At 62.4% G+C, this 24,947-nt stretch carries 24 protein-coding genes and 1 pseudogene; 14 read left to right on the forward strand and 11 right to left on the reverse strand.

The features are described from left to right. Positions 1-516: 516 nt before the first annotated feature. The 3 genes from JQ611_RS31590 to JQ611_RS31600 all read right to left on the reverse strand — a co-directional run bounded on the left by JQ611_RS31590 (position 517) and on the right by JQ611_RS31600 (position 3,442). Complete coding sequence (locus tag JQ611_RS31590) at positions 517-894, reverse strand: response regulator transcription factor (RefSeq protein ID WP_212266147.1); 378 nt, start codon at positions 892-894, stop codon at positions 517-519. A gap of 131 nt (positions 895-1,025) precedes the next feature. Beyond that, the gene (locus JQ611_RS31595) at positions 1,026-1,691 is read right to left on the reverse strand and encodes a response regulator transcription factor (RefSeq protein WP_212266148.1); all 666 of its coding nucleotides are present in this window, start codon (positions 1,689-1,691) and stop codon (positions 1,026-1,028) included. Then, positions 1,688-3,442: a PAS domain S-box protein gene (locus tag JQ611_RS31600; protein ID WP_212266325.1), complete on the reverse strand. Its 1,755-nt coding sequence runs from the start codon at positions 3,440-3,442 to the stop codon at positions 1,688-1,690. The genes JQ611_RS31595 and JQ611_RS31600 overlap by 4 nt, the downstream gene beginning before the upstream one ends. Positions 3,443-3,958: 516 nt before the next feature. On the opposite strand from JQ611_RS31600, the gene JQ611_RS31605 reads away from it, so the two are divergent. The 3 genes from JQ611_RS31605 to JQ611_RS31615 all read left to right on the forward strand — a co-directional run bounded on the left by JQ611_RS31605 (position 3,959) and on the right by JQ611_RS31615 (position 5,378). Next, the gene (locus JQ611_RS31605) at positions 3,959-4,222 is read left to right on the forward strand and encodes a hypothetical protein (RefSeq protein ID WP_212467645.1); all 264 of its coding nucleotides are present in this window, start codon (positions 3,959-3,961) and stop codon (positions 4,220-4,222) included. 165 nt (positions 4,223-4,387) lie between these two features. Beyond that, positions 4,388-4,999 (forward strand): NYN domain-containing protein, encoded by a 612-nt coding sequence (locus tag JQ611_RS31610; protein ID WP_212266150.1) that lies wholly within the window; start codon positions 4,388-4,390, stop codon positions 4,997-4,999. 124 nt (positions 5,000-5,123) lie between these two features. Beyond that, positions 5,124-5,378 carry a hypothetical protein gene (locus tag JQ611_RS31615; protein ID WP_212266340.1) on the forward strand — a complete coding sequence of 85 codons (255 nt, stop codon included), beginning with the start codon at positions 5,124-5,126 and terminating at the stop codon, positions 5,376-5,378. Here the strand turns inward: JQ611_RS31615 and JQ611_RS31620 are convergent. Further along, on the reverse strand, positions 5,356-6,213 hold the full coding sequence (locus JQ611_RS31620; RefSeq protein WP_212266151.1) for a LysR family transcriptional regulator: 858 nt from the start codon (positions 6,211-6,213) through the stop codon (positions 5,356-5,358). The two genes, JQ611_RS31615 and JQ611_RS31620, sit on opposite strands and share 23 nt — an antisense overlap. A gap of 93 nt (positions 6,214-6,306) precedes the next feature. Between JQ611_RS31620 and JQ611_RS31625 the strand changes: the two genes are divergently transcribed. After that, positions 6,307-6,684 (forward strand): tautomerase family protein, encoded by a 378-nt coding sequence (locus tag JQ611_RS31625; protein WP_212266152.1) that lies wholly within the window; start codon positions 6,307-6,309, stop codon positions 6,682-6,684. A gap of 26 nt (positions 6,685-6,710) precedes the next feature. Here JQ611_RS31625 and JQ611_RS31630 read toward each other — a convergent pair. Continuing rightward, a pseudogene (locus tag JQ611_RS31630) lies at positions 6,711-8,550 on the reverse strand (alkaline phosphatase family protein). A gap of 190 nt (positions 8,551-8,740) precedes the next feature. Between JQ611_RS31630 and JQ611_RS31635 the strand changes: the two are divergent. The 5 genes from JQ611_RS31635 (at position 8,741) to JQ611_RS31655 (ending at position 13,551) form a co-directional block, all read left to right on the forward strand. Next, a complete protein-coding gene (locus tag JQ611_RS31635; protein ID WP_212467646.1) occupies positions 8,741-9,016 on the forward strand; it encodes a hypothetical protein in 276 nt (91 codons plus the stop codon). A gap of 56 nt (positions 9,017-9,072) precedes the next feature. Beyond that, positions 9,073-9,513, forward strand: coding sequence for a PPC domain-containing DNA-binding protein (locus JQ611_RS31640; protein WP_212467647.1), 441 nt, complete (start codon positions 9,073-9,075; stop codon positions 9,511-9,513). Positions 9,514-9,714: 201 nt separating this feature from the next. Continuing rightward, positions 9,715-9,966 (forward strand): DUF2798 domain-containing protein, encoded by a 252-nt coding sequence (locus JQ611_RS31645; protein WP_212467648.1) that lies wholly within the window; start codon positions 9,715-9,717, stop codon positions 9,964-9,966. Positions 9,967-10,233: 267 nt separating this feature from the next. Further along, on the forward strand, positions 10,234-10,743 hold the full coding sequence (locus JQ611_RS31650) for a hypothetical protein (protein ID WP_212467649.1): 510 nt from the start codon (positions 10,234-10,236) through the stop codon (positions 10,741-10,743). 165 nt (positions 10,744-10,908) lie between these two features. Beyond that, the gene (locus JQ611_RS31655) at positions 10,909-13,551 is read left to right on the forward strand and encodes an EAL domain-containing protein (protein WP_409411314.1); all 2,643 of its coding nucleotides are present in this window, start codon (positions 10,909-10,911) and stop codon (positions 13,549-13,551) included. A gap of 16 nt (positions 13,552-13,567) precedes the next feature. Here JQ611_RS31655 and JQ611_RS31660 read toward each other — a convergent pair whose 3' ends face one another. The 3 genes from JQ611_RS31660 to JQ611_RS31670 form a co-directional block, all read right to left on the reverse strand. Beyond that, complete coding sequence (locus tag JQ611_RS31660; protein WP_249133611.1) at positions 13,568-16,021, reverse strand: PAS domain-containing sensor histidine kinase; 2,454 nt, start codon at positions 16,019-16,021, stop codon at positions 13,568-13,570. A gap of 67 nt (positions 16,022-16,088) precedes the next feature. Then, positions 16,089-16,856, reverse strand: coding sequence for a thermonuclease family protein (locus JQ611_RS31665; protein ID WP_212467652.1), 768 nt, complete (start codon positions 16,854-16,856; stop codon positions 16,089-16,091). An 80-nt stretch (positions 16,857-16,936) separates the two neighbouring features. Beyond that, positions 16,937-17,482 carry a phosphohydrolase gene (locus JQ611_RS31670; protein ID WP_312012296.1) on the reverse strand — a complete coding sequence of 182 codons (546 nt, stop codon included), beginning with the start codon at positions 17,480-17,482 and terminating at the stop codon, positions 16,937-16,939. A 168-nt stretch (positions 17,483-17,650) separates the two neighbouring features. On the opposite strand from JQ611_RS31670, the gene JQ611_RS31675 reads away from it, so the two are divergent. The 5 genes from JQ611_RS31675 to JQ611_RS31695 all read left to right on the forward strand — a co-directional run bounded on the left by JQ611_RS31675 (position 17,651) and on the right by JQ611_RS31695 (position 21,537). Next, positions 17,651-17,860, forward strand: coding sequence for a hypothetical protein (locus JQ611_RS31675; RefSeq protein WP_212414455.1), 210 nt, complete (start codon positions 17,651-17,653; stop codon positions 17,858-17,860). A 161-nt stretch (positions 17,861-18,021) separates the two neighbouring features. Further along, entirely contained in the window at positions 18,022-20,037 is a 2,016-nt protein-coding gene (locus JQ611_RS31680; protein ID WP_212467654.1) for an acetyl/propionyl/methylcrotonyl-CoA carboxylase subunit alpha, read from the forward strand. 115 nt (positions 20,038-20,152) lie between these two features. Further along, positions 20,153-21,031, forward strand: coding sequence for an oxaloacetate decarboxylase (locus JQ611_RS31685; RefSeq protein WP_212467655.1), 879 nt, complete (start codon positions 20,153-20,155; stop codon positions 21,029-21,031). After that, positions 21,032-21,331, forward strand: coding sequence for an acylphosphatase (locus JQ611_RS31690; protein WP_212467656.1), 300 nt, complete (start codon positions 21,032-21,034; stop codon positions 21,329-21,331). 65 nt (positions 21,332-21,396) lie between these two features. Then, positions 21,397-21,537: a hypothetical protein gene (locus JQ611_RS31695; RefSeq protein ID WP_212467657.1), complete on the forward strand. Its 141-nt coding sequence runs from the start codon at positions 21,397-21,399 to the stop codon at positions 21,535-21,537. 21 nt (positions 21,538-21,558) lie between these two features. On the opposite strand, the gene JQ611_RS31700 is transcribed toward JQ611_RS31695, so the two are convergent. From JQ611_RS31700 to JQ611_RS31710, 3 genes are all read right to left on the reverse strand, one after another. Further along, the gene (locus tag JQ611_RS31700) at positions 21,559-22,380 is read right to left on the reverse strand and encodes an RMD1 family protein (RefSeq protein WP_212414460.1); all 822 of its coding nucleotides are present in this window, start codon (positions 22,378-22,380) and stop codon (positions 21,559-21,561) included. A gap of 76 nt (positions 22,381-22,456) precedes the next feature. Next, on the reverse strand, positions 22,457-22,681 hold the full coding sequence (locus tag JQ611_RS31705; protein ID WP_212414461.1) for a zinc-ribbon domain-containing protein: 225 nt from the start codon (positions 22,679-22,681) through the stop codon (positions 22,457-22,459). Between the two features lie 190 nt (positions 22,682-22,871). Further along, entirely contained in the window at positions 22,872-24,824 is a 1,953-nt protein-coding gene (locus JQ611_RS31710) for a diguanylate cyclase domain-containing protein (RefSeq protein ID WP_212388068.1), read from the reverse strand. Between the last annotated feature and the right edge of the window lie 123 nt (positions 24,825-24,947).

Below are 24,947 nucleotides of genomic sequence, written 5' to 3' on the forward strand. Positions count from 1 at the left end.
CAGAACTGCCCGAAGCGCCAGCTGAAACGGACCAGCCCGAAGGGGCGGTCGCAGTTCGGATTGTCGCAACGATTTGTCATGATGCGGCCTCCGCGTTCGTTCGCAGGATCAAGCGAATGAATTTTTCCTGGCCTTGGCCGAGGCAAGAACGTCCGCAGTAACGTTCACGCGCCGGATTTCGCAGACATACTATCTTGGGTTCTTCACTGTCGCATTCGGAACAGCGTGGGCCTGTACGCATGGCGACCTCCTCCTGAGGAATTGCCATTCACTGATCGTGGTGTACTGGTTGTCGTGCCGTCGGATTTACCGGAGGGCGACGATGCCTCACTCTCGTTCCGTCCCGCCCCATATACAACTTGTCTAGATGGTTGATCGGCTTATCCCTAGGTATGACCGGCTCGAAACCGTCATTTCGGTGGGATGGAATTGTTGTTTTGGCCCTGTCGCCGGACCGATCGGAATAGCGGCGCCAGATGCCGTGCTAACCCGATCGGATCGGGTCATCGGCTGTTTTTACGCGCCGTGCCCGCGCAGTGCGGCGTCGAGGCAGTTGATCAACGCCTCGCCCGTGAAGGGTTTGGTGAGAAAGCAGCTCGCGCCGGCCTTCAGTGCTTGCATGCGCGCGTTCTCAGTCGCGAAAGCCGTGATGAAAATGAATGGCAGACGGTATCCGTCGGCAACCAAGTGAGCTTGCAGCTCGAGACCGCTCATGACCGGCATTTGAATATCTGCTATCACGCACGAGGTGTCATGCAGATGAGGCGACCGCAGGAACGCCCCGGCCGATTCAAAGGTGTGAACGACGTATCCAAGCGTTCTCACGAGATTGTAGGTCGCGGTGCGAACGGAGCCGTCATCGTCAATGATTGAAATTACGGGTGGGTGGGCCAAAGCGGTGCTTCCTGACGTGCTGGCAGAATGCCTCTTGCTGCAAGCCGCTTGAGGGCAGAGTGCGTCGCAAATCGGGGGCGGAAAATCATACTTAGGTTTGCAGGACGGGGGGATCGCTCAACGACCCGCCGCTATTGCGGCGGTGCCGGGCGCTGTATTTCGAGCGCCTGGGCCATCTTCACCAGCTCGGCCAGCGATTTCGCGGCCATTTTTCTCATGATGTTTCCGCGGTGTATCTTCACGGTGATCTCGGCAATGCCGATTTCGGCCGCGATCTGCTTGTTCATGAGCCCGGTCGTGACCAGCGCCATCACCTCGCGCTCCCGGGCAGTCAAGGTCGCAAACAGCGCGTGCAGGTCGGAGCGGATCTTTGCTTCATTCCGGCTATTTCGATCGCGTTCGATGGCCGCCGTCACGGCATCCAGCATGTCCTGATCGCGGAACGGCTTGGTCAAAAAGTCGACAGCCCCGGCCTTCATGGCCCTGACCGTCATGGGGATGTCGCCGTGGCCCGTCATGAAGACGATGGGAATGTGAATGCCTGCCTTGGCAAGGTCGGCCTGAAAGTCGAGACCGCTCAGTCGAGGCAGTCTGATGTCAAGGATCAGGCAGCTCGCAACGTCCGGAAGCTTGCTCTGCAGAAATTCAGCGCCCGAACCGAACACTTCGACCCGCAAGCCCACCGAGCGGAAAAGATTCCGGAGCGCTTCACGCACCGACACGTCATCGTCGACAACATAGACGATCGGCTCGTCCGGGCCGCCAACGTTGCGAGGCGAGTTTGAGCGGCCGGTCACGGCGTATGGTCCTCTTGATGCATCGGCAGGCTGAACTGAAACGTCGCGCCGGGCCCGACATTGATGGAGGCCGACAGTCGCCCGCCATGGGACTCGACGATTGATCGGCAGATCGACAGGCCCATGCCCATGCCGTCGGATTTGGTGGTGAAGAAGGGAGCGAACAGCCGGTCAGCATTTTGAACGGCTAATCCGACACCGGAGTCTGTCACCGTGACCAGAATCTGGTCGGCGTCCTCCTGGTGCGTCCGGATCGCCAGCTTGCGTGGTCGGTCGGTGACCGGTTGCATCGCTTCAATGGCGTTGATGACGAGGTTGAGGATGACCTGCTGCAGCTGAATCCGATCGCCGAGGACCTGGCCGAGAGCGGGAGCGAGTTCCTTCCGCAGCACGATCCGGTGGCTGAACAGTTCACGATGCAGCAAGGTGACCACCTCATTGACGACCGCATTGATGTCGAGAGGTGCTTTCTGATCGGCGGTCTTGCTTACCAGCCCGCGGACGCGCTGGATCACTTCGCCCGCCCGGTTGCCGTCATCGACAATCGAGCCCAGAGCGCTGCGCGCTTCCTGCAGTTCGGGAGTATCGCGGTCGAGCCAACGCAGCGCGGCCGAGGCGTTGGCGACGACGGCGGCAAGCGGCTGGTTCACTTCATGGGCAATCGACGCGGCCAGCTCCCCGAGCGCCGTCACGCGCGTGACATGCGCCAGTTCAGCCTGTGCCTCGTGCAGTTTCTCCTCGGCTCGCCTTCGTGCCGTGACGTCTGTCGCCGCGCCGACAAATTCGATGCCACCAGATGCATCGGTTACGGCATGCGCGGCTGCATGGACATATTTGACCGAGCCGCCGGGCATCAGCAATCGATATTCGTGATCGAAATCCCTGCCGTCGCGGGACGCCCGGTCGATGGTCTGTTGCGCGCCCGCTCGATCGTCGGGATGAATGCGTTGAATGACCATGTCGAGTGCGACTGAAGGTGCCTTTTCAAAGCCGAATATCCTGAAGGTTTCGTCCGACCAGATAATTTCGCCGGTGGCGACGCGCCAGCCGAAGCTGCCGGTGTGGCTCAATCGCTGTGCTTCGGCCAAATAGTTCCCACTCTGCCGCAAGGCGTTTTCAGCCTCCTTGCGCTCGGTGATGTCCTCGCATGCGATCAGGACGATCAGCCGGTCATCCTGCCGTCGCACGGCTTTCGCGTTTTCACGAACCCACAGCGCCGAACCGTCCTTGCGGACCTTTCGGATCTCCCAACTGTGCGTTTGCCCGATATGCGCCAGACAGATTTCAACGCTTTTTCGCACCGCGTCCCGGTCTGCTTCAAAGAAGACGCCGAGCACCGGTTGTCCCCGCAATTCGCTGACGAGATAGCCGAGCTGGGCGGCGCCAAAAGTGTTCACCGACAGGACGATGCCTTCCGCATCGACCATGAAGTACATGACGGGGTTGTGCTCGAAGACCTCCTTCCACTGCGCCTCGCTCTCGCGCAGGGCTTCTATTGCGCGTTGTTCGGCGCTTGCCCGGCTCTCAAGCGCGGCTTCCATTTGCCTGCGGGTGCTGCCTACCAGGTGCATCACGATCAATGAGGCGAGAAACAGGGCGAAAAGCAGCACGACGGCAATCAGATAGTCGGCAACCTCCGGGGCGGGACCGAGCACGAGCCAGATGCAAGCCGCCGTCAACGATGCCAAAGCCATGCCGCCGAGCAGCGATTGCTCGGCCGAGCGCCGGGATTTTAGTATCTGGTTACGCATGGCATTGGGCCGTCCGGCCCCGCGCCGCGTCGTCAGGTGATCATCACCATCGACGGCAACACGTGACCCCACGAATGAGCCGCATCCTAGCAGCTTTTCCAGGCCCGGAGGTATGGTGCATCGCGATACGCAGGTGGCTCAGAGCGCTTGACGGTCGCGGCCGTTCGTCGCGCCTGCAAGCGCCGGTTGACGATCGCGGAACGCGCAATGTCGACAACTGGATATCGCTGCGGGAGGAGGTGGCACTCCTGGTCCCTCGCAAGGCTCGGGCGGCTGATCCTAAACTTAAGTATGCTCCTCTCACCCAAATGTAACGTGCATATCAACCTCCGTTCAATGGTTCGGCGAGTCTCGGTGACTAGGCTGGCGCGATAGCCGAGCGGCAGCAGGAATCTCGCGCCATCGCTCTTGCTGATTGAACGTTGAACCTCGGCGCCGCTGTCCGGGATAGCCGCATTGTAAACATCGCTTGCGTAACGACCGCCGTCTCGTGCCGCCACAAATTCGGGGATTGAGATGCCAAAGCCAAGCCTGCAATTGATCCACTGCTCGAACGATATTCGACCGGGTGCAAAACGCCGGCAGGACAGCACCAGCTTCCAACCATACGTTATTCCTGGAGGCGCGCGATCCGTGCCGGGCGAGCGTTCATGGGAGGCCGCGCTTGATCTGGTCGATTTTGGCGTTTTGGTTTGCTATGAAAACTATCTTGCCTTCCTTGAGGCGAGTGCGACCATTCTCGGCGGCTCGAAGTGGACTAATCATGAAAAGACCCGCTAGATTGACAAGGCACGCCCGAACCACGCGTGGTGCATCGACGATCCCTTGCTCCGGGGCGTCAACGCCACCCGCGTCGGCCAGCTACGGTGTCCTTCAACTTGTCCGCAGAGCCGAAGCTGGTCACTCTGCTGAGCTGCGCATCTCAAATTGGGGGGCTGGTGCCTGATGTTATCGTCCGACAGGATCGCGCTGTTTATCGATGGCGCCAATCTCTACTCGACCTGCAGAGCGCTTGGTTTCGACGTCGATTACAAGCGTCTGCTCAAGGAATTCCAGAGCCGCGGTACGCTGCTGCGGGCGTTCTATTTCACGACCATTATCGAGGATCAGGAATACACATCGGTCCGCCCCCTGATCGATTGGCTCGACTATAACGGCTACACCGTCGTCACCAAGCTCACCAAGGAGTTCATCGACCCCAGCGGCCGTCGCAAGGTGAAGGGCAGCATGAATATCGAGCTCGCCGTCCATGCGATGGAGCTTGCCGATCATGTCGACCGGATGTTTCTGTTCTCGGGCGACGGCGACTTCCGCTCGCTGCTGGAAGCGGTGCAGCGCCGCGGTGTCCACGTGACCGTCATCTCTACCATTGTCAGCCAGCCGCCGATGGTGGCGGACGACCTGCGGCGTCAGGCGGACGCCTTCATCGATCTTGCCGAATTGAAGCCAGTGCTCGGGCGTGATCCGTCGGAGCGGCCGGTGGCACGTGAGATACGCCAGCAATCGTCGCAATTCCCGTCGCACGCGACGATCAATGGAAATGACCTCAGGTCATGATGCCTTCGGGATGTCGTCCCGCTCATCCGTGCTGTGTTTGTTCCAACGACGAATCCCCGCGCGCAAAAGGGATTCGCGTACCGTCAAGAATTGACGCGATCGCGTCCCGATGCATCATTGTGCGATGTTCGGTTTCTTCAAAGGTTGCCGCCTAGCCCGCATGAGCAGCGGGCGCTTTTGCCTGGTGCGGGATCTCGGCCTCGTCAAGGGCGGCAAGGGCATGCGGCACCATGAGGTGGTGATCGCCTTCAGCGCCCGCGAGCTGCTGAAGTGGCTGCGCCAGCCGTCGGCGAAGCGGCTTGAGCCGGACGCGAGTTCGCGAGCCAGCGTCTTGCCCCATGAACCAGAGGCGTTGGCTAACCTCGGACCACGCTCCTGAAGGCAGCCGAAAGCGCGGCAAGCGCATCGCGCGGCCGGCCGTCCTTGACCCTGGAGTGCAGCAGGACCGGCAAGCGCGGCAGATCGGGAAGCCCGAGCTTGGGCCCGACCTCAACGGCGCCGAATGGCAGCATGCGCGGCGCCAATGCAGCAACGCCGAGCCCGGCCATGACGGCGGCTGCGACCGCCGCAACGCCGCCGCCGACGAAGATTTCCGTCCAGGGCACGTTCGCCGCATCGAGCAGCCGCCCGGCCATCGCACGCACCCCGCAGGGCTCGGCCATCGTGGCAAGCGGCAAGGGCTCGCCCGCGCGATACTGCCAGCCAGGTGCTGCGAACCAGCCGAATTTCTCTTCGGTTATCACTTCCCCGTCGTCCCGCCCGGCCTCGAGGCGGACGATCACCGTATCGAGTTCGCGCCGGTCGAAGCTTTGCAGCAGGTCGCCCGACGACCCGATCCGGATTTCGATCAACAGCTGCGGGTCTTGCGCGTTCATGCGTGCGATCAGCGCCGGGAGCTCCGGCCCCGCAACATGGTCGCTGATGCCGATGGTGAGGCGCTGCCGGGCACCGGCAAATACGGCGAGCGCGCGATCGTGCACCGCCAGCAGTTCGCGGGCGTGTTCGAGAAAGGCTGCGCCCTGCGCCGAAAGCTGCACGTAGCGGGGCGTCCGCTCGATGAGCCGGCAGCCGAACCTCTCTTCGAGCCGCTTCAGCTTCAGGCTGACCGCAGCCTGCGTCGTCCGCATGGCCTCAGCCGCGCGCGTGAAGCTGCCAAGTTCGGCGATGCGGACGAAAGCCTGGACGGCATCCAGGTCGAGGGGGCGTTCGGTCATTTCCAACGATTATAGCTGATATCAGTATCCATAGCATATCAAAATAGTCGGATGGCGTTTAGCTAGGTCAGGACAAAATGGAAAGGATCAGCTGTGCCGCTGCTTCACATCTCACTGCGCGCCGGAAAGCCGGCAGCCTACCGCCAGGCGATTCTCGACAGCCTTTATCGCGCGATGCGCGAAGCGTTGAACGTGCCCGAAGACGACCAGTTCATGACCATCACGGAGCATGACGCAGCGAACTTCCGCTACGGCACCGCCTTTGGCATCGTCCGGAGTGACGATCTCGTGTTTATCCAGATCACCGTGTTCGACACCCGCACCGCGGAACAGAAGAAGGCGCTGTTCCGGCGGATCGCGGATTTGCTTGGCGAGCGCCCCGGCATACGGCCGGAGGACGTGTTCGTGAACGTGCTCGACGCCGCGAAGGAGAATTGGTCCGTCGGCCACGGGCTCGCGCAATTCGCGTGAGGCGCTGCGCGGCTTGGGAGGGCGGACTATCTCGCCGCCGTCTTCTGTTTGCCGCCGTCCACTTCCAGTCCCAGTGTGCGGCCGGGGAAGCCTGCGGCGTCAAAATAGCGCTGGGTGCCGACGCGCTGGAAGTTCAGCACGGTGCGCAAGCCATTCGCTGACGGCCTCGACGTCACGGTGCCGGTATAGGCCTGCGGCGTCGCGCCGTTGGGCATCGCTTCGGTCATGACGCGGCCGATCAGAGTGCCCTTGGGCTTTTGCGTTAGCCCCATGATCTTCGCCGCCGTGGCACCGACATCGGCGTTGCTGACGGGCAGAGCGTCGACATAGCCCGACTTGAAGTCCGGCCCGATCGCCGCTGTGAAGTTCAGGGTATCGCCGCGGGAAAAGCTGCCATGCATGCCCTGGCCCTGGCGCAGGATCGTGTCGGCAATCTGGACCGAGCAATTGGTCGGCTCGTCGCAGCCCGACGACCAGGAGCGGAAATTGACCACGATTTGGGGATGCGGCGTGACGGCCTTGCCCTTGAGGCCGAGCTGCGACATCGGCAACGTGCCCGGGAAGTTCCCGAGTTCGTCATCGACGAAGAGACCGCTGACATAGTCTTGCTCCAGCAGCGCCTTGATGGTGCGGTCGGCGAGCTTGCGTTCCTTGCTGGGAATATAGATCAGGTCCGATCCACCGTTGGTGGCGATCACCAGATCGGGCTTGGTGGGGTCCTTGCCGAGCACGCCGTTGCCGGCCCTGGGGTGGGCGTTACCGGCCACCGGTGCATTCTTGTCGTTGGGGTCGAACAGCGGCAGGTTCAGCGCTTTCGCAAGGTCGATCGCAAGGAAGCCCATGGGGAGGAAGTCCTTGGGCGTGTCGTCATAGGAGATCTTCGCCGACGGGCTGGTCTTGCTCTCCTTGGAGATCGTCGAGAAACCGTGGTCGGAGGAGACGATGATGTTGGTCGAGGCGGTGAGGCCGAGTTCATCCAGCGCCTTGCGCAACTGCGCCAGATTGTTGTCGGCATTCCTGATGCCGGCCATCGAGGTCGGGCCGTTGATCCCGGGCGTGATGGTGTTGAGGCTGTCGCCGGTATTGTGCTGGCTGCCATCGGGGTCGCGCGACCAGAACACCAGCACGAACGGTTTGTTGCGCGCCTTGAACATCGGCAGCACGACCTTGGCGGCGACGTCGGCCATGTAGGCCTGCTGCGCGACGTTGGCTGATGTGGTGCCCGGCGTCCTGGCGTCGCCGGCCTTGCTGTTGTCGCCGCGCGGCGTCGTCACAAGCGGAAGGTTGGCCTTGGTCAAGGCTTCCTTCATCTCGTCGGACAAGGGAAACGCCGTTCTTGCCGCCGGTGGAATCGTCGATCACGATCGTGTTCTTGCCGCGGTCGGTGTGGTCGAACAGCAAGGTCGGGCCGAGCTTGCCGATCGCGGCGGTCGAGAAACCTTTCGCGCGCGCCAGCTTCAGGATGGTTTCCTCGTTGAGGTAGTCGCCGTGGAAATGATCGTCGATGTCGGCGAGCACGGCGTCGTTTTCGATGAAGGGGACGACGGTGTCGCCGGCCGGCACCGAGGAATAGCCGGTATAGATCGTGTTGCTGAAGGTGCCGGTGTCGCCGAGATAATGGCCGCTCGCCATGGCGGAGCTGTTCGCCATCGTGAAGGTCGGAAACAGCGAGTGCGAATTCCTGAAATTGACGCCCTTGTCGCGGATTTCGGCCATCGCGGGCGCGGTCTGCGGCGTCACGATGCGCCCGCGCAGGCCGTCCGGCACGAACAGGATCAAATTGCGCGGCGTGGCGTTTTGCGCCGACGCGGCACTTGCGGTCAGCGTGATCAGACTTGCGGACAGCAATACGAATGTACGGCGCATCAGTCTCTCCCCATCAGAAGCATTCCGGCGATAGCGGTCGCCTCCGTTTAGTTTTGGTCTGCGACAGCATTGTTACACCGGGGCGGAACCGACTCAGGTGGCGATGGAACCCGATTCAGAATGCCGATCTTTGATTGGCTCGGCCGGAAACATTACTGCTTTCAGCCGTTCTCCATGGAAGGAGATTGCCATGAGCACCTTCAGAGAGAAAGCAGAGGCGCAAACCGAGCAGGTGATTGGACAGATGCTCGGCGATGAGTTGCTGGTGAGAGAAGGCCAGTCGCGGTTGCGGGAAGCGGAGAGTGAGGCTGAACCCTCCGAGGATCGGGCCAAAGATCGAGACGAGGGTGCGGATCAGGGCATCATCCGTGACGAGCGCGGACAGGAGCAGCCAAAGGACAAGGCGCGTGCCCAGCAGGTGAGCCGCGTGGATAACGGCGGCGATCCGCCTGGCAAGAAGGCCTAGGCGCTCGCTCGCCGATGAGAGGCCATGCACCGCGCCCCGAAACGCAGGATATCGATATGAAAAACCAGCTTGTTTCCGACAATCCCGGTGGGCGGATCCACGTCGTCATTCTGGATTCCGGCGAAGAAGCGTTTGCGGCGCTGACGCGGTTTGCGAACGAAGCAAAGATGACGGCGGCGTCCGTCACGGCGATCGGCGCCTTCGAAAAGGCCGTCGTCGGCTGGTTCGATTTTGCAACGAAGACCTACAAGAAGATCGAGGTCAATGAACAATGCGAAGTCCTGAGCGCGCTCGGCGACGTCGCCGTTGGCGATGACGGCAAAGCCAGCCTTCACGTCCACATCGTGCTCGGACTGTCCGACGGATCGACGCGGGGCGGCCATTTGCTTGCCGGCACGGTGCGGCCGACACTCGAGGTGGTCCTGACCGAAGTCCCCGCCAGGTTGCGGCGGAAGAAGAGGACGGATCTGGGGATCGCGCTGATCGATGCCGGCTGACGTTGCCTTTTGGAATAATTGTAAGCTCTAGTTCCCCGATTCTTCTTGTCGTGATGGCGCGGCCTGAACTACCTGTCCAGCGCCGCTATCAAGCGCCGTAAGCGTCTCACGTGAGGCAACGCATCACCCGTCATGGTCGGGATAGATGCGCAGTGCCCTTTATCTCGTGATCGACTGACCAGATTTTCCAAAGAGAAGAGCATGTTTGCCATTCGAAAGTTGCCGGCGCGCTTTGCGCCGGTCGTGCTGCCCTTGGTGTTGTCCGTCCTGATGACGTTTGTCGTGTCGATGATTTCGACACTGAGGAGCCTGGGTCCGACGCCGGCCTTCCTCGCGACCTGGCCGGGTGCGTGGGCGATATCCTGGCTGGTCGCGTTTCCGACCCTGCTAGCGGTATTGCCGCTGGTGCGGCGGATCGTGGCGCTGGTGGTTGTTGTGTCCCCACGCAGGTGATCTGAAGGATAGATGCGACGACAGCCGGACACGGCTGTCGTCGTTCCGGCCTTTCTCATTTCCGGCGTGGGCCGTCGGCTAGCTTGACGCGCGGAACACGTCGGCAGGGGCGCTGCGGGTAGGGTGCATTCTCAGGTAGCAGAAATGCGAATCGTCACAAATATTTGCCGCCGGACCCAGGCCGTAAGCAAACGTTTAGCCGAGGCCTATAAAATACCGGTGATCACGTCCTATGTTAACCACCGGTTAATCATGCGCCTCCAGCCGATGAGCTCCGACAAGTCTTGGCGTTCGATCAAGGCGCAATGGAAGAAGGACGCTGAAAGCGTCGGCGAAGACTTTTCCACGTTTTCGAACGGAAGCTACGCGGCGTTCGACGCCCTGACCAAGGATGGCGACAACCCGACGCTGTATTGCCTTTCGGACGGCGAGAAGATTCACGCGGCCTGTCAGGTCAGCCGCCTGATGATGAGCAAATTCCCGACCCCGATCCTGCGCGCGCGCTTTGTCGTGGTCTCGCCGCTCTATGAACTCGGAGTCGCTACCGCAGGCCAATACGCGCAGACCATGGTCGCCCTGTTCTCCGGGATCGTTTGGTTGTCGCGCGACACGCTGTCGGCGGGTCATGTCCGGTTCTTCCTCAAGAGCCCCGGCGATGCGCAGTTCTTCGCGGCGCTGCAGGTCGTGACAGAGCTTTCGCCATTCTCGGCATTCGCGATCGACGGGGCCTTGATCGAGTGCAGTTTGAAAGAGTTGGAAGTTCCGGAAATGGCCTGATCCGGGCGCACGCTTTAACCCCGCAATAACTGATTTTGCTAACGCCCTCTTGGGTTGTCTTCCCGTACAAAAGCGACCGTGGGGGCAGGCAAAATGCCGGGTAGTGCATCGGATAGCGTCATCGCGGGGAGCCTGCGGCGGTCGATCGCCGGCGTGCTGTCCCCGATGCGCCTGGGCGTGGTGCAATGGCTCATTCTGTGCGCCGCGGCGATGGTGATCGCGATCATGCTCGGCACCGGATATTTCGCGCTGCAATTCCGCGAGCGGGCGCTGGAAGTCGCCGAGCGCGAACTCAACAACACCGCGCTGCTGCTGTCGCGTCATTTCGACCAGCAGCTCAGCGATCTCCAGCATGTGCACGACGACGTCCTCAACTATATCCGGGCAGATGGGGTCAACACACCAGACGAATTCGAAAGGAAAATGTCGACCTTGAGCGCGCATGAGATGGTGCGCGCAAGGCTTGCGGCGTTACCGCATGTCGGCGCGCTGAACCTGTTCAACGCCAAGGGCTGGCTGATCAACACTTCCCATATGTGGCCGGTGGGGGACGTGAACATTTCCGACCGGCGCTATTTCCAGGAATTCACGTCGGGAAAGCCGACGCCCGACGTGATCGTCGAACCGGTCGTCAGCAAGGTCACCAAAGTCTGGACCACGGTGTTCGCGCGCAAGATCGTCGGCCGCGATGGCGAGATCATCGGCTTTGCCAGCCGCGGCGTCGAGCCGTCGCATTTCGAGGATTTTGTCGCGTCGCTGGCGCTGGACAGCGATACCGCGATTTCGATGATTCACCGTGACGGCACCATCATCGCCCGCTATCCGAAAGACCCAAAGGTGCTCGGCGTGAACGTCGCCAAGTCGCCGTCGTTTCAGCGGGCGCTCGCGCTGAACGGCAACATCTCGGGACGCTTCACCAGCTCGTCGCAGAATGAGGACAAGGTCGGTGCGGTCCGCTCGCTGATGCATTTTCCGATCCTGATCGTTGCGACCACCAAGACCGAGACCGCGCTGGCCGACTGGCGGGCGCAGACCAAGCTGCAGCTGTGCGCGGCGGCGCTCGCGATCATCGTCGTTGTCGTCATGATCTTCCTGATCGTGCGCCAGTTGCGCAGCCAGCATGCGGCAGCCCAGTACAAGCTGTCGGAAAAGACCCAGCATCTGGACACCGCCATCAACAACATGACCCAGGGTCTGCTGTTGTTCGACGCTTCGGCCCGCCTCGTCGTCTGCAACCAGCAATATATCGACATGTTCGGCATGTCGCCGGATGTCGCCAGGCCCGGTTGCCATCTTCGCGATCTGGTGCTGCATCGCCAGGAGCAGGGAAGCTTTGTCGGCGACGTCGACGCCTATTGCGCAAGATTTCTCAACCCCACGGACGACGGCGCTCGGATCACCGAGACGACGACGCCTGACGGACGCACGATCCAGCTGATCTACCAGCGCTCGCCCGATGGCGGCTGGGCGACCACGCTGGAAGATGTGACGGAGAGGCGGCGCGTCCAGGCGAAGATCCAGCATCTCGCCCATTACGACGCGCTGACCAATCTGCCGAACCGAACGCTGTTCCAGCGCCATGCCGAGGCGCTGCTCGGAGGATCCGAAGCCGCGCAATTCGCAATCCACTACATCGATATCGACGAGTTCAAGCGCATCAACGATTCGCTCGGGCATCTGATCGGCGACGAATTCCTCAAGGGCGTCGCGGATCGCCTGCGCCAGTCGGTCGGGCCCGAAGACTTCATCGCCCGTCTCGGTGGCGATGAGTTCGCCGTCGTTCAGCGTAACGTCACGTGTGATAATGACGTCAGCATTCTGGTCGCGCGGATTTACGATCGGCTGCGCACGCCGTTCGATTGCAACGGCCATCGCCTCTCCAGCGACGCCAGCATCGGCGTCGCAGTCGCGCCGCGTCACGGCTCCGATCTGTTTGCGCTGCTGAAGAGCGCTGATCTGGCGATGTATGCGGCGAAGGCGGCGGGCCGCCGGACCTATCGCTTCTTCGAACCGACCATGGAAAAGCAGGCCAACCATCGCCGCGAGCTCGAGAGCGATATGCGCGCGGCGCTGGTCGATGGCGGGTTCGAACTGCACTACCAGCCGCTGGTCGATTTGCGCAACGACGAGGTCAGGGGCTGCGAAGCGCTGCTGCGCTGGCGGCATCCGCTGCGCGGCATGGTTTCGCCCGCCGATTTCATTCCCGTGGCCGAGGAGACCGGCCTGATCGAGGAGATCGGACAGTGGGTGCTGCGGACCGCCTGCGCCGAAGCGACCACCTGGCCCGCGCATGTGCGCGTCGCCGTCAACGTCTCGCCGGTCCAGTTCCGCTCGCAGTCGCTGTCACTGAAGGTCGCCGCCGTACTCGCCGACACCGGGCTCGATCCGCGCCGGCTGGAGCTTGAGATCACCGAGGCGGTCTTGATCGCGGACGATGACGCCGCGCTTGTGGCGCTAAATCAATTGCGCGCGCTCGGGGTTCACATCGCGCTCGACGATTTCGGAACCGGCTATTCCTCGCTGCAATATCTGCAACGCTTCCCGTTCGACAAGATCAAGATCGACCGCAGCTTCGTCAAGGAAGTCACCTGCAATTCGAGTTCGGCCTCCATCATCAAGGCGGTGGTGAGCATCGCGGCCGACCGCAACATGATCACGACGGCCGAAGGCGTCGAGACCTTGCAGCAGCGCGAAACCGTGCAGAATCTGGGCTGCACCCAGATGCAGGGATACCTGTTCAGCGCGGCGCGCCCGGCGCAGGAAATCCGCGCGCTGCTGGCCGCGTGCCCGGCCGCGGATGCGGCGTAACGGCCGCCGACTGCCGCTACAGCCGCGCGTCTGAAATCGCCTTCCGCAGGATGCGCGATAGCGACTCGACCGAATAGGGTTTCTGGATCAGCTCGAAGCCGCGATGGGCGTTTTCCGCCAGCACGTTGCTGTAACCGCTGGTCAGCACCACAGGCAGGCCCGGATAACGTTCGCGAATGACGCCGGCGAGCTCGACCCCGTTCATGCCGGGCATGATGACGTCGGAGAATACCAGATCGGCGGCAAACTCGTCCTCGGCCAGGATCGCCAGCGCGGTGTCGGCATTGTCGGCGCGGCGCACCATGTAGCCGAGGTCCTCCAACAGCTCGGTGGAGAACTGTCCGACATCGTCATTGTCCTCGACCACGAGAACGCGGTAGCCGCGTCCGCGCGGGCCGGGCTCCTGGCCTGCGGCCGCGGCTTCCGCCGCCTGCGTCGGCACCGCGGCTTGCGGCAGGTAGATGGTGAAGGTGGCGCCCTGTCCGGGCTCGCTGATAACAGCGATATCGCCGCCGGATTGCTTGGCAAAGCCGAAGGCCTGGCTGAGGCCGAGCCCGGTTCCCTTGCCGACTTCCTTGGTGGTGAAGAACGGTTCGAAGATCGCCTCGATGTGCTCGGGGGTGATACCGAGGCCGGTGTCGGTCATGGCGATGGCGACGAAGTCGCCGCTGCGCGCGCTCTGGGCACGCAGGGCAGGGATGGAGTGAGCCTTCCTGACGCTGATCGCGAGCCGGCCTTCGCCCTCCATGGCGTCGCGAGCGTTGACCGCGAGATTGATCAGCGCGGTCTCGAACTGCGCGATATCGGCAATCGCGAAGCAGTCGGGCGCGGAAATATCGACCTCGATCCTGATCCGGGGGCCGACAAGCGGACGAACCAGCTGGGCGACGGCTTCGACCTGGGCGCCGACATCGAACACCTGGGGCTTGAGCGGCTGCCGGCGGGCAAACGCCAGCAATTGCGCGGTCAGTTTCGAGGCGCGTTCCACGGTATCGGAAATCGCATCGATGTAACGCCGGCGCCGCTCATCCGGCAGGTCGCGGCGGCGCAGAAAATCGGTGGCCGAGCGGATGATGGTCAGGAGATTGTTGAAATCGTGCGCGACGCCGCCGGTCAATTGGCCGACCGCTTCCATCTTCTGCGACTGCCGCAGCGCTTCCTCGCCCTTGCGGCGCTCGGTGATATCGATGGCTTCCGGAACCGCACCGATGACCGCGCCGTGCTGGTCGCGCAAGGGGCGCATCGCGAAGTCGAAATAGCGCTCGCCGACCGGCAGATGCAGCCGCATCTCGGTCTTCACCTCGTCGCCTCCCATGACCGCGACGAAGGCATTGCGGACGGCGTCAGGCATACCCTCGGTGGCGCCAAACCACGGCGTTTCCCAGAACGGCTTGCCAATGACGTCGGCGGCGTCGGCGCGAATGCCGTCCAGCGCCGTCTTGTTGGCGTAGAGCACATCGCCATGTGGATTGAGCAGCGCCTGGTACTGATGGCTGGTCTCGAAAATCGCGCGCATCTGGGCTTCGTTGGATTCCAGTTGCGCCGTCCGCTCGGTGATCCGCAGTTCCAGGGTTTCGTTCAGCCTCCGCAGATCGCTTTCGGCCTGCTTGGCGGCGGTGATGTCGTGGGCGACGCCGATGAAGCCGATGTGGTTTCCGGTCGGGTCCCAACGCGGCTGGGATTCCGACCTCAGCCAGCGCCATTCGCCGTCGGCGCGCTTGTAGCGGGCCTCCAGCACGAACGGCTTCAGTGAGGCCTCGCCGGCGACCGATTCCTGCAGGATGCGCGGCAGATCGTCCGGATGCAGCACCTTGCGCCAGTCGAACCCGATCGCCTGCTCGAACGGCAATCCTAGGAAATCGACATAGGCCTGGTTGGCGAAAGAGCGCGTGCGGTCGAGCTTGGTGACCCAGATCGGGACGGGGGCGCTGTCGGCGATCAGGCGGAAGCGCTCCTCGCTTTCGCGCAGCGTTTCCTGGGCCAGCATTTGACCTGACACGTCGAGATCGGCGCCGACCAGGCGCAGCGCGCGACCGTCGCGGCCGCGCTCGATCTTGGCAACGACACGGATCCATCTGATGTCGCCGTCATTCGGCCGGATGATGCGGTATTCGGCCGAATAGTCCTGGCTCTCGCTCCGCAGCACGCCGAACAGATGTTTGATCGTCCGCTCGCGATCTTCGGGGTGGATTCGGCTGACCCAGTCCCCATAGGTCTCGTTGGCCGCCTCAGGCGGCAGCCCGTGAACGAGGAGGTATTCCGGAGAGCGGTGGTTCTTGACGCCGTCGCGAAAATCGATTTCGAGGCCGCCGACACCGGCTATTCGCTGGATCCGCGCCAGCTCCGCCTCGCGTTCCTGCAGCGCGCGATGAGCCCGGTCGCGCTCGCGCGCGATTTCTTCGAGATGTTGACGCAGCCTTTCCGCAGCGGCTGCTTCAGGAAGTGGGTTGGAATGATCAGGAGGAGTCATACGCGCCCGCAAGCCTCTTGCGGCACTCTCACACAAGAGGCGCAAGGTTTGCCAGCATCATTTGCTTTCATTTGCTCTTGGCGGGGGGCCGGCAATTATAGGCTCTGCGGAACCCGCTGGCCTGGGCGTCCTCTTCGGAACAGAACCACCGGTCCGGATTGGTCAGTCCCGGATAGCTGCGGCAGGCCTGCAGATGATAGATGCCGAGATTGCCGGTGACGCGGGCGCGGACCGCGAACTTGCCCTTGATGTTGCAGCCGGACGGCATCACGAAATCCTCGGGGAATAGCGCCTCGCGAATCTGGCGGTCGCGGTCGGCGCGGCATGCGGCGCCGAGCAGCGTGCCGTCCTTCTGGCCGCGGCGGAAATCTTGCGGCGCTGCGAAACAGCCTTTCCAAAGTCCCTGACGGTCGTCTTTGGCGCGGGCCTCGTCGGTCTTGAAACGCCCGGTTGCAGAGGCGTCGATATTCAGGGCGAAGCCCTGGCGGACCAGCAACTGGCTGAGGCTGGTGGGGTCGCCGCCCTCGATCTTGCACACGCCGAGGCGTCGCTTTTTGAAGGTGGGATCGACGCCGAGATCGTCGCAGCGGATCTGGCGGCCGCCGATCAGCTTGACCAGTTGATCGCGCGCCTCGATGCCGCAGGCCCAGCTGTCGGCGTGTTCGTCGATGCAGAGCTGATCGAACGCCGGGGCGTCGATCCCGTCGAGCCGGTAGGTCACGTTGCCCAGTTGAAGCGTGCCGCCATCTCTGACGGTCGCCGTGGCGGCCCAGGTCCGGGACGAGGAAAGTGAGACCAATAACAGCGCAACAATCAGAACAACCCGTGACCGCATGTGTCTCACTTCAAATCTCTTTCGTATCCGCGCGAACCTTCTAGCACATGCCGGCATCCGGAAACCAAGGGCTGTCAGCGTTACGAGGCGTCACCATCCTTCAGCAACTCAATTTCTCTCGCCATATTTGCGCGGGCGCGCTGGTCGTATCGCGTTGCAAAATCGGGGTGGGGGAAGATGATGGGCCTCGCCATGAAGCGCCGGAGGACGTCGGAACGCCCGGACCGGTAGGCGGCATCCGGAACATGGGAAAATTCCTTCCGGATCGACGCGGCATAGGCGTCGTACCGGTCTGGTTCAGCCCCCAATATGCTGAGGTCGATCGAAATCAGGATCGCGCCGAGGCGGTCGCCGGGCGCGACCTGGTGGGACTTTGTGAGGTGGATCAGCCGGCCGACTTGCTCTCGGATATCCGATGACACGGCTTGCTCGGCAAGCAGGGCGCTCTGTTCTTCATTGTCCGATTTCTTAGGGTCGTAAACCGCGTCGTGCCACCAGATGACCTGAACGAGCAGATCACGCTCGGCCGCGGAAAGGTTATCGACGGACGTCAATAGGTCGAGGCAATCCTCGATATGCGCCAAATTGTGATAGTGCCGACCCGGAGCCGAATAGGCGGCGATCAATGCGTCGTTGGACATCCACAAGATGTAATGCAACGGGGACGCGGCGGAAATGGCCGAGGCCGTGCTGCTCCATCCACAAGCGAGTGACATCGCGTCATGCGCCGCGCATATTCATTGACTTCATGAGAACAAAATAGGAACATAGCGCTCCGTCGCGAGATCAACTCCATGCCCCCTTCCTCCCAGCCAGCCACCGAGCCGAATGACGAACTGGAAATGGCGGTGGATCAGGCCATTTCGGCCTGCGGCGGGGATATGCGCGCGACCATCCGCGCACTGATCGTGGCCAACGAATATCTGGAAACCGAGGTCGGCGAACTGATGAAAGCGGTGTCCCACGCCTATACGCGCGGCCGGTTTCACAGCTATTCGGGCTGACTGGCGCCGGCGGCGGCAGCCTTGCGAAGCCGGCTTGAAACTGGACCGTTGCCTCGGTCGATTTTTGCTGTACGACGGGTTTGTTAGCCGCGTCCCCGCATGTCACATTGCGGGTGAGGATCCTGCCCCCAGCCTTAAAATAAAGCTCAAGCAAGAAGCACATGTTCAAACGAATTCTGATCGCAAATCGCGGCGAGATCGCCTGCCGGGTCATCAAGACTGCGCGGCGCATGGGGATCGAAACGGTAGCCGTGTATTCCGAGGCCGACCGTGATGCGGTCCATGTCGAAATGGCCGATGACGCGGTGCTGATCGGCCCGCCGGCCGCGTCCGAGAGTTACCTTGTGATCGAGAAGATCGTCGAGGCCTGCCGCAAGACCGGGGCGCAGGCCGTGCATCCGGGCTACGGCTTCCTGTCCGAGCGCGAATCCTTTCCGCGCGCGCTGGCCGAGGCGGGCGTCGTCTTCATCGGTCCGAACCCCGGCGCCATCGCCGCGATGGGCGACAAGATCGAATCCAAGAAGGCCGCCGCCAAGGCCAAGGTCTCGACGGTGCCGGGACATCTCGGCGTCATCGAGGACGAAAAGCATGCGGTGAAGATCGCCGACGAGATCGGCTATCCCGTGATGATCAAGGCGTCCGCCGGCGGTGGCGGCAAGGGCATGCGCATCGCGCATTCGAAATCCGAAGTTGCCGAAGGCTTCAATCTGGCCAAGGCCGAGGCCAAATCCTCGTTCGGCGACGACCGCGTCTTCATCGAGAAATTCATCGTCGATCCCCGCCACATCGAGATCCAGGTGCTGGGCGACAAGCATGGCAACGTGATCTATCTCGGCGAGCGCGAATGTTCGATCCAGCGCCGCAACCAGAAGGTCATCGAGGAGGCGCCGTCGCCGCTGCTCGACGAGACCACCCGCCGCAAGATGGGCGAGCAGGCGGTCTCATTGGCCAAGGCCGTGAATTATGATTCCGCCGGCACGGTGGAGTTCGTCGCCGGCCAGGACAAGAGCTTCTACTTCCTGGAAATGAATACCCGCCTGCAGGTCGAGCACCCCGTCACCGAACTGATCACCGGCATCGATCTGGTCGAGCAGATGATCCGCTCCGCCGCCGGCGAAAAGCTTGTCATCGCGCAGAAGGACGTCACGCTGACCGGCTGGGCGGTGGAATCGCGCGTCTATGCCGAAGATCCGTTCCGCAATTTCCTGCCCTCGATCGGCCGGCTGGTGAAATACCGCCCGCCCGCGGAAGCGAGCCATGACGGCATCACGGTCCGCAACGACACCGGCGTGCAGGAGGGCGGCGAGATCTCGATCCATTACGATCCGATGATCGCCAAGCTGGTGACGCATGCGCCGTCGCGGGCGGCCGCGATCGAGGCGCAGTCGGCGGCGCTGGATTCGTTTTATATCGACGGCATCCGTCACAACATTCCGTTCCTGTCGGCGCTGATGAGCCATCCGCGCTGGCGCGAGGGTAATTTGTCCACCGGCTTCATTGCCGAGGAGTTCCCGAAGGGATTTGCGGCGCGGCCGCCCGAGGGCGAGATCGCGCGGCGGCTGGCGGCGGTCGGGGCTGCGATCGATCACGTGATCGGCGAACGCAAGCGGCAGATTTCCGGCCAGCTGAACGGCCGGCCGGTACAGCGCGAGCGCCGGCGTGCGGTGTGGCTCGACCGCGCGGAAATCGCGCTCGACGTCGCGCGCGAGGCTGACGGCATCACGGTGCGCTTCATCGGCGCCGACGATCTGCCGGGCAATCCGCATCAACTGGTCTCGAACTGGACGCCGGGCGTGCCGGTCTGGCAGGGCACCATCGACGGCCATTATGTGGCAATGCAGGTGCGCGCGATCCCGAACGGCATCCGCCTGGCGCATCAGGGCTTTGAAGTTCCGGTCAACGTCTTCACCGAGAGCGAGGCGGCGGCCGCCCGGCTGATGCCGGTGACGTCGGCGGCCGATACCGGCAAGAAGCTGCTGTGCCCGATGCCCGGTCTCGTGGTGTCGATCGCGGTTGCCGAAGGGCAGGAGGTCAAGGCCGGCGAAACGCTGGCCGTGGTCGAGGCGATGAAGATGCAGAACGTGCTGCGCGCCGAGCGCGACGGCACCGTGAAGAAGATTCACGCCGCCGCCGGCGCCACGCTCGCGGTCGACGCGCTGATTTTGGAGTTTGCTTAGGCAACACAACCACCGTCATTGCGAGCGCAGCGAAGCAATCCATAGCGCGGCATAAAGAAAGAATGGATTGCTTCGCTGCGCTCGCAATGACGGCGGATAGAACTGAGGTAGCCCAATGGCCTTCCGCCAACGCCGTGAAAAATTGCGTTCCATCCTCAACGGATCGACCTGCATCCGCCCGGGTTCGGTTTACGATCCGGTTTCCGTCCGCATCGCCGAAGACCTGGGCTTCGAACTTGGCATGTTCGGCGGCTCGGTCGCCTCGCTGGCGGTGCTCGGCGATCCCGACATCACGCTGATCACGCTCACCGAACTCGCCGAACAGATGCGCCGGATGTCGCGCGCCGCGGCGTTGCCGGTGCTGGTCGACGCCGACCATGGTTACGGCAATGCGCTCAATGTCCGGCGGACCGTGCAGGAACTGGAGACCGCGGGTGCTGCGGGCCTCACCATCGAGGACACGCTGCTGCCGCAGGCCTTCGGCGTCGCAGAGCCGCAATTGATTCCGCTCGAAGAGGGCGTCGGCAAGATGAAGGCGGCGCTGGACGGGCGCAGCGATCCCGCGCTGGTCATCATGGGCCGCACCGGAACGCGCGGCGGTGGCCCGTCGGCGGCGAGCTTCGAGGAATGCCTGGTGCGCGCCAAGGCCTACAACGCCACCGGCGTCGATGCGCTGTTCTTCACCGGGCTGACGACGCGCCGGGAAGTCGAGGCGGTTGCGGCGGTGACGACGCTGCCGATCGTGCTCGGCAATACCCAGGGCGAACTCGATGATGCGGCCTTTCTCAGCGGTCAGCGGGTGAAGATTGCGCTGCAGGGACACACGCCTTTCGCCGCCGCCACGCAGGCCGTGTACGAAACGTTGAAAGCACTGCGCGAGGGCACCTCGCCGAAGAACCTCAAAGGCCTCGCATCAACTGAGTTGACCGGCCGGGCCATGCGCGAAGCCGATGTGAAGGCGCGCAGCGCCGAATTTCTCGGGCTGAAGAAATAGATGAGCGGCGCGATCCGCCACGTCACCGTTCGGGGCCGGGTACAGGGCGTCGGCTACCGTGCCTGGGTCGCGGACGAGGCGATGACACGTGATGTCGAGGGCTGGGTACGCAATCGCAGGGACGGCAGCGTCGAGGCGCTGTTCGCAGGGCCTGCGGACGTCGTTGCCGACATGATCGCAGCGTGCCGGCGCGGGCCGTCGATGGCGCGGGTCGACGCGGTAAGGGAAGAGGACGCTCATCCCGACGCGCTGAAACTGCTGCGGCCGGGGGAGCGTTTCTCGCTGTTGCCGACGATCTGACATTGGCGCGGATCAAGTTCATTGCCATAGTTGCCACTGGCCGAAACCCGCCAACGAGGTGATCCATGAAGCCGCCAACAACTGAACGCGATTGGAGGTGTATCCATCATTCGCCGATGTTCTGGGTCGGCCTCGTGTTGTGCCTTGCCGCGATCGCGATCTATCTGTGGTCGGATGATCTGTCGTGGCGGCCGGGCCCGCGATAGGGAGTCCGGCCAAGCCCGGCGTCAGTGACCCTTGCCCGTGTAAAGTTGATACAGCGTGATGATGACTTCGAACGCAATCAGCCCGACGATGATGAGTTCGAGGCGCAGGGTTCGGCGCGTGTCGATGATATCGGCAAGGGTGTTGGCCGTCTCCGCGACCACAGCAAGCTTCCGGTTGAGGGCATCGAGGCGCTCCTTGAGCTCGTATTCGTCTTCAAGCCGGGCGTAAAGCCGCTCGAGGTCGGGACGATCCCACAGAGCGTCAGGCTTTTCTCCGATCGCAACGCGGCCGGATACCCTGTGCTGGACCAGAAGGGCGCTTCCGATCAATTGCATGACGCCTTTTCGATCACGCCTAGTTCGTCCGTGATCTGCCAGCTCCTTGGCAAACGGTTCGATGATCTCGAATACCTTCGCCACTTCGCGTTCGTCGTGCGCCAGCACGACGCTCTTGGCCAGCACGTCGGCCACGACAAGAAGCCTTGCCGGCGACATGTCTCGCAACTGTATAGGGCCGCCGGACAGGACCTGATCCTCGGTCTCACCCTCACCGGCGAAGGCGAGAATGGCGGCTTCCTCTTCACGGCGCGCCAGTTTGCCGTCGATTCGGGGTTTCAGTGTTTCCAGGAAGCGGCTTTGTTCTTCCGACGCAAGGCCGATCAGCACCGCCACACCGTAGCGGAACAGAACTGCGACGCCGCTCGTGTCAACCCTGATCGCAAGCGGGATCGCCGAGAGCGCTTCCGTTTCGAAGCCGATCGTATTGATGCGGTCGCCAACATGCAGCGCGTGTGCCGTGACCCGCGTCCCGATTTCAGCGGAAATGAATTCGGGTTTGGTCATCTCGCCGTCTCCTCATGGCCGATGCTGGCCGGCGGAGATTACGCGCGTTCGATGACAGGCGCGATGCGGTGTCAGTCTATGCGGTCGCGCGAATCGGAGAGGGCGGCACATCGATGTGCCGGTACTTGTGTTCCGACGACATCACCAGCCGATAGGCTCTCAGCTTGGGATCCTGCCACATATCGAGAAGCTGGCCGCAGGTCGCGCATTCAACCCGACCCGGCCGTCCAATCGGTAAACTTGATTCAGCGACCTCGTAAGCCGATGTGCAGGATGGGCAGGTGAAATCTGATATTTTCATTGGCGGAACCTGTGGTGTTTCAGCAGAACGATTGTTCTGGATCAATGTGGCACCAGAAGGGTCCAGGCTGACGCGCGCCGCATATAATTTGTGCGCACGCGCTAAATCCGGTCGCTATGGCAGCGGGGCTGATATGCAGAACTAATATGTGGACGGTCTCGTCGAAGACCTTGATCCGCAATCACGCGCGTTAATGCGCCAGCTTCCGTTCGACGGGCGCCAGTTCCGGATCGTGCTGGATCGACCCGGCCTCGACATAGCGCAGGACCGGCGATGAATAGACGAAGCTGCGATTGCGGCCGAGCCGCTTGGCTTCATAAAGCGCGGCGTCGGCTTCTCCGACCAACGCTGCTTCACCAGGCGTCGCGCGTGTCCTGGTGGCAATGCCGGCGCTGATGGTGACGAAGCCACGGTTGGCGGCGGTGTTGGGAAGGCCGAGGGCGCGCACGGTCAGCCGGATCGATTCGGCGACCTTCAATGCATCGTCTTCGGAAATGTTCGGCAGCACGACGGCGAATTCCTCGCCGCCATAGCGCGCGGAGAGGCCCGATGTATTCGAGGTCGCATCGCCGATGGCCCGGGCGACGGCCTGCAGGCAGCGATCGCCGGCCTGGTGTCCGTAGGTGTCGTTGTAACCCTTGAAGTTGTCGATATCGAACAGCAGCACCGAGATCTCTTCGCAGGCTTCGTACTGACGCGCCAGAAAACCATCGAAGGTGCGGCGGTTGGTCAATCCGGTCAGACCGTCGGTGGCCGCGAGCTGGGTCAGGCGGCGGTTGAGCAGGTTCAGCTCATCCTCCATCCGCTTGCGTTCCGTGATATCGCGCAGCACGCCGACAAACTCGGCCTCGGCGGGATTGTCGCGTTCCGATGCCTGCTTGAAGTTGCTTTCGACCCACACGATCGATCCGTCGGCACGGTAGGTCCGGAACTCGGCTGTGCTGATGGCGCCCGACCCGTTCAGCCGCGCGCTCGCGGCCATCAGGCCTTGCTTATCCTCGGGGTGAACCATGTCGAAGCAGGATTTGCCGACGAGGTCCTGCGGGCGAACGCCCAGCATCTGTTCGACAGAGTGGGACACATAACGAAGCGTGCCGCGGCCATTGAGCAGGATAACGACGTCGGCGATATTGTCCGCGAGCAGGCGATAATGCGACTCGCTCTGCCGCAGCGCGCGTTCGGTTTTGATCCGAAAATTGAACTGCGCCGAAAGCAATGCCGCGAGCAGGACGATCATGCAGAGGAGGACCGTTGCCACCAGCGCGTCGGTGCGCAATGCCGTCGACCAGGCTGAGAGCAGCCAGTCCTCGGACATCGCCACCGTGATGATCAGCGGATATTGCGGCGTTCCCTCGTATCCGAAATATTTGACGACGCCATCGAACGGCGAGGTGATCTTGTAATACCCGACCGAGCTCAGCTTGAGGTGTTTCGTAAACAAGTCCGTTTTGGAAAGGTCGGCACTCCTGTTCGAAAGCGGCCAGCGGGACAGGACGGCGCCGTCATTGCGCAGCAGGCTGATTCCGCCGTCGGGGCCGAGCTGGAATGCGCTGTAGAAGCCGCTGAAGTAATCGCTATCGATCGCGGCTGTCAGCACGCCGCCAAAGCTGCCGTCCTGCTTGGTGACACGCTTTGAGAGCAGGATGGTCGGTCGCCCGGTAAGGCGGGATTGAAACATTTCGCTGATACGAAGCGCCTTGCCGGCGGTGTCGCGATGGTAGGCGAAGTACGGCCGGTCGCCATTGTTGTAGCGCGGAGTCTCTGGCAGGGATGAGTAGCGCCAATTGCCGTTGGTATCGAGGACGCCGATTTCGCGTATTTGCGGCAGCGCGGCCACGGTGTCGGCCATGTATTTGTTGAACCGCTCCGGCAGGGGGCTTTGATACATGAGCAGGTCGACCATGCCACCCATCGCGATGTCGGCCGCCTGAATGGTGTGTGCGGCGTGTTCGGCGAGGGAATGGGCGAGGTTCTTGATGTCGGTGGAGCCGCGCGACAGCGCGGCCGACTTGGCCTCGAGCGCCTTCCAGACCACGACGCCCAGAATGCAGGCCGTCATGACCAGCGCAAAGAAGACCACGACCATCCCCGGGGTGATCCGCCGCAGGAGGCCGCTTTGGTTTGCGAGGTGTCGATCGGGCATCTTCCGCCTTGATGGGGGAGCGCCAAATCATTCTGATCGGCAAGCTGAATGCGTGGCCGGAATCTATCGGCCAATAGGTGGCGATGCGGTTAATGAATAGGTCAGGAGAACAACGGAGAAGCC

Source organism: Bradyrhizobium sp. AUGA SZCCT0182 (assembly GCF_018130185.1).
Lineage (GTDB): Bacteria > Pseudomonadota > Alphaproteobacteria > Rhizobiales > Xanthobacteraceae > Bradyrhizobium.

Bases quoted from the DNA above. Each gene is read 5' to 3' on its own strand.
- JQ611_RS31600 (WP_212266325.1), bottom strand. From the start codon at position 3,442: ATGCGTAACCAGATACTAAAATCCCGGCGCTCGGCCGAGCAATCGCTG.
- JQ611_RS31605 (WP_212467645.1), top strand. From the start codon at position 3,959: ATGCCAAAGCCAAGCCTGCAATTGATCCACTGCTCGAACGATATTCGA.
- JQ611_RS31610 (WP_212266150.1), top strand. From the start codon at position 4,388: ATGTTATCGTCCGACAGGATCGCGCTGTTTATCGATGGCGCCAATCTC.
- JQ611_RS31615 (WP_212266340.1), top strand. From the start codon at position 5,124: ATGTTCGGTTTCTTCAAAGGTTGCCGCCTAGCCCGCATGAGCAGCGGG.
- JQ611_RS31620 (WP_212266151.1), bottom strand. From the start codon at position 6,213: ATGACCGAACGCCCCCTCGACCTGGATGCCGTCCAGGCTTTCGTCCGC.
- JQ611_RS31635 (WP_212467646.1), top strand. From the start codon at position 8,741: ATGAGCACCTTCAGAGAGAAAGCAGAGGCGCAAACCGAGCAGGTGATT.
- JQ611_RS31640 (WP_212467647.1), top strand. From the start codon at position 9,073: ATGAAAAACCAGCTTGTTTCCGACAATCCCGGTGGGCGGATCCACGTC.
- JQ611_RS31645 (WP_212467648.1), top strand. From the start codon at position 9,715: ATGTTTGCCATTCGAAAGTTGCCGGCGCGCTTTGCGCCGGTCGTGCTG.
- JQ611_RS31650 (WP_212467649.1), top strand. From the start codon at position 10,234: ATGAGCTCCGACAAGTCTTGGCGTTCGATCAAGGCGCAATGGAAGAAG.
- JQ611_RS31655 (WP_409411314.1), top strand. From the start codon at position 10,909: ATGCGCCTGGGCGTGGTGCAATGGCTCATTCTGTGCGCCGCGGCGATG.
- JQ611_RS31660 (WP_249133611.1), bottom strand. From the start codon at position 16,021: ATGACTCCTCCTGATCATTCCAACCCACTTCCTGAAGCAGCCGCTGCG.
- JQ611_RS31665 (WP_212467652.1), bottom strand. From the start codon at position 16,856: ATGCGGTCACGGGTTGTTCTGATTGTTGCGCTGTTATTGGTCTCACTT.
- JQ611_RS31675 (WP_212414455.1), top strand. From the start codon at position 17,651: ATGCCCCCTTCCTCCCAGCCAGCCACCGAGCCGAATGACGAACTGGAA.
- JQ611_RS31680 (WP_212467654.1), top strand. From the start codon at position 18,022: ATGTTCAAACGAATTCTGATCGCAAATCGCGGCGAGATCGCCTGCCGG.
- JQ611_RS31685 (WP_212467655.1), top strand. From the start codon at position 20,153: ATGGCCTTCCGCCAACGCCGTGAAAAATTGCGTTCCATCCTCAACGGA.
- JQ611_RS31690 (WP_212467656.1), top strand. From the start codon at position 21,032: ATGAGCGGCGCGATCCGCCACGTCACCGTTCGGGGCCGGGTACAGGGC.
- JQ611_RS31695 (WP_212467657.1), top strand. From the start codon at position 21,397: ATGAAGCCGCCAACAACTGAACGCGATTGGAGGTGTATCCATCATTCG.
- JQ611_RS31700 (WP_212414460.1), bottom strand. From the start codon at position 22,380: ATGACCAAACCCGAATTCATTTCCGCTGAAATCGGGACGCGGGTCACG.
- JQ611_RS31705 (WP_212414461.1), bottom strand. From the start codon at position 22,681: ATGAAAATATCAGATTTCACCTGCCCATCCTGCACATCGGCTTACGAG.
- JQ611_RS31710 (WP_212388068.1), bottom strand. From the start codon at position 24,824: ATGCCCGATCGACACCTCGCAAACCAAAGCGGCCTCCTGCGGCGGATC.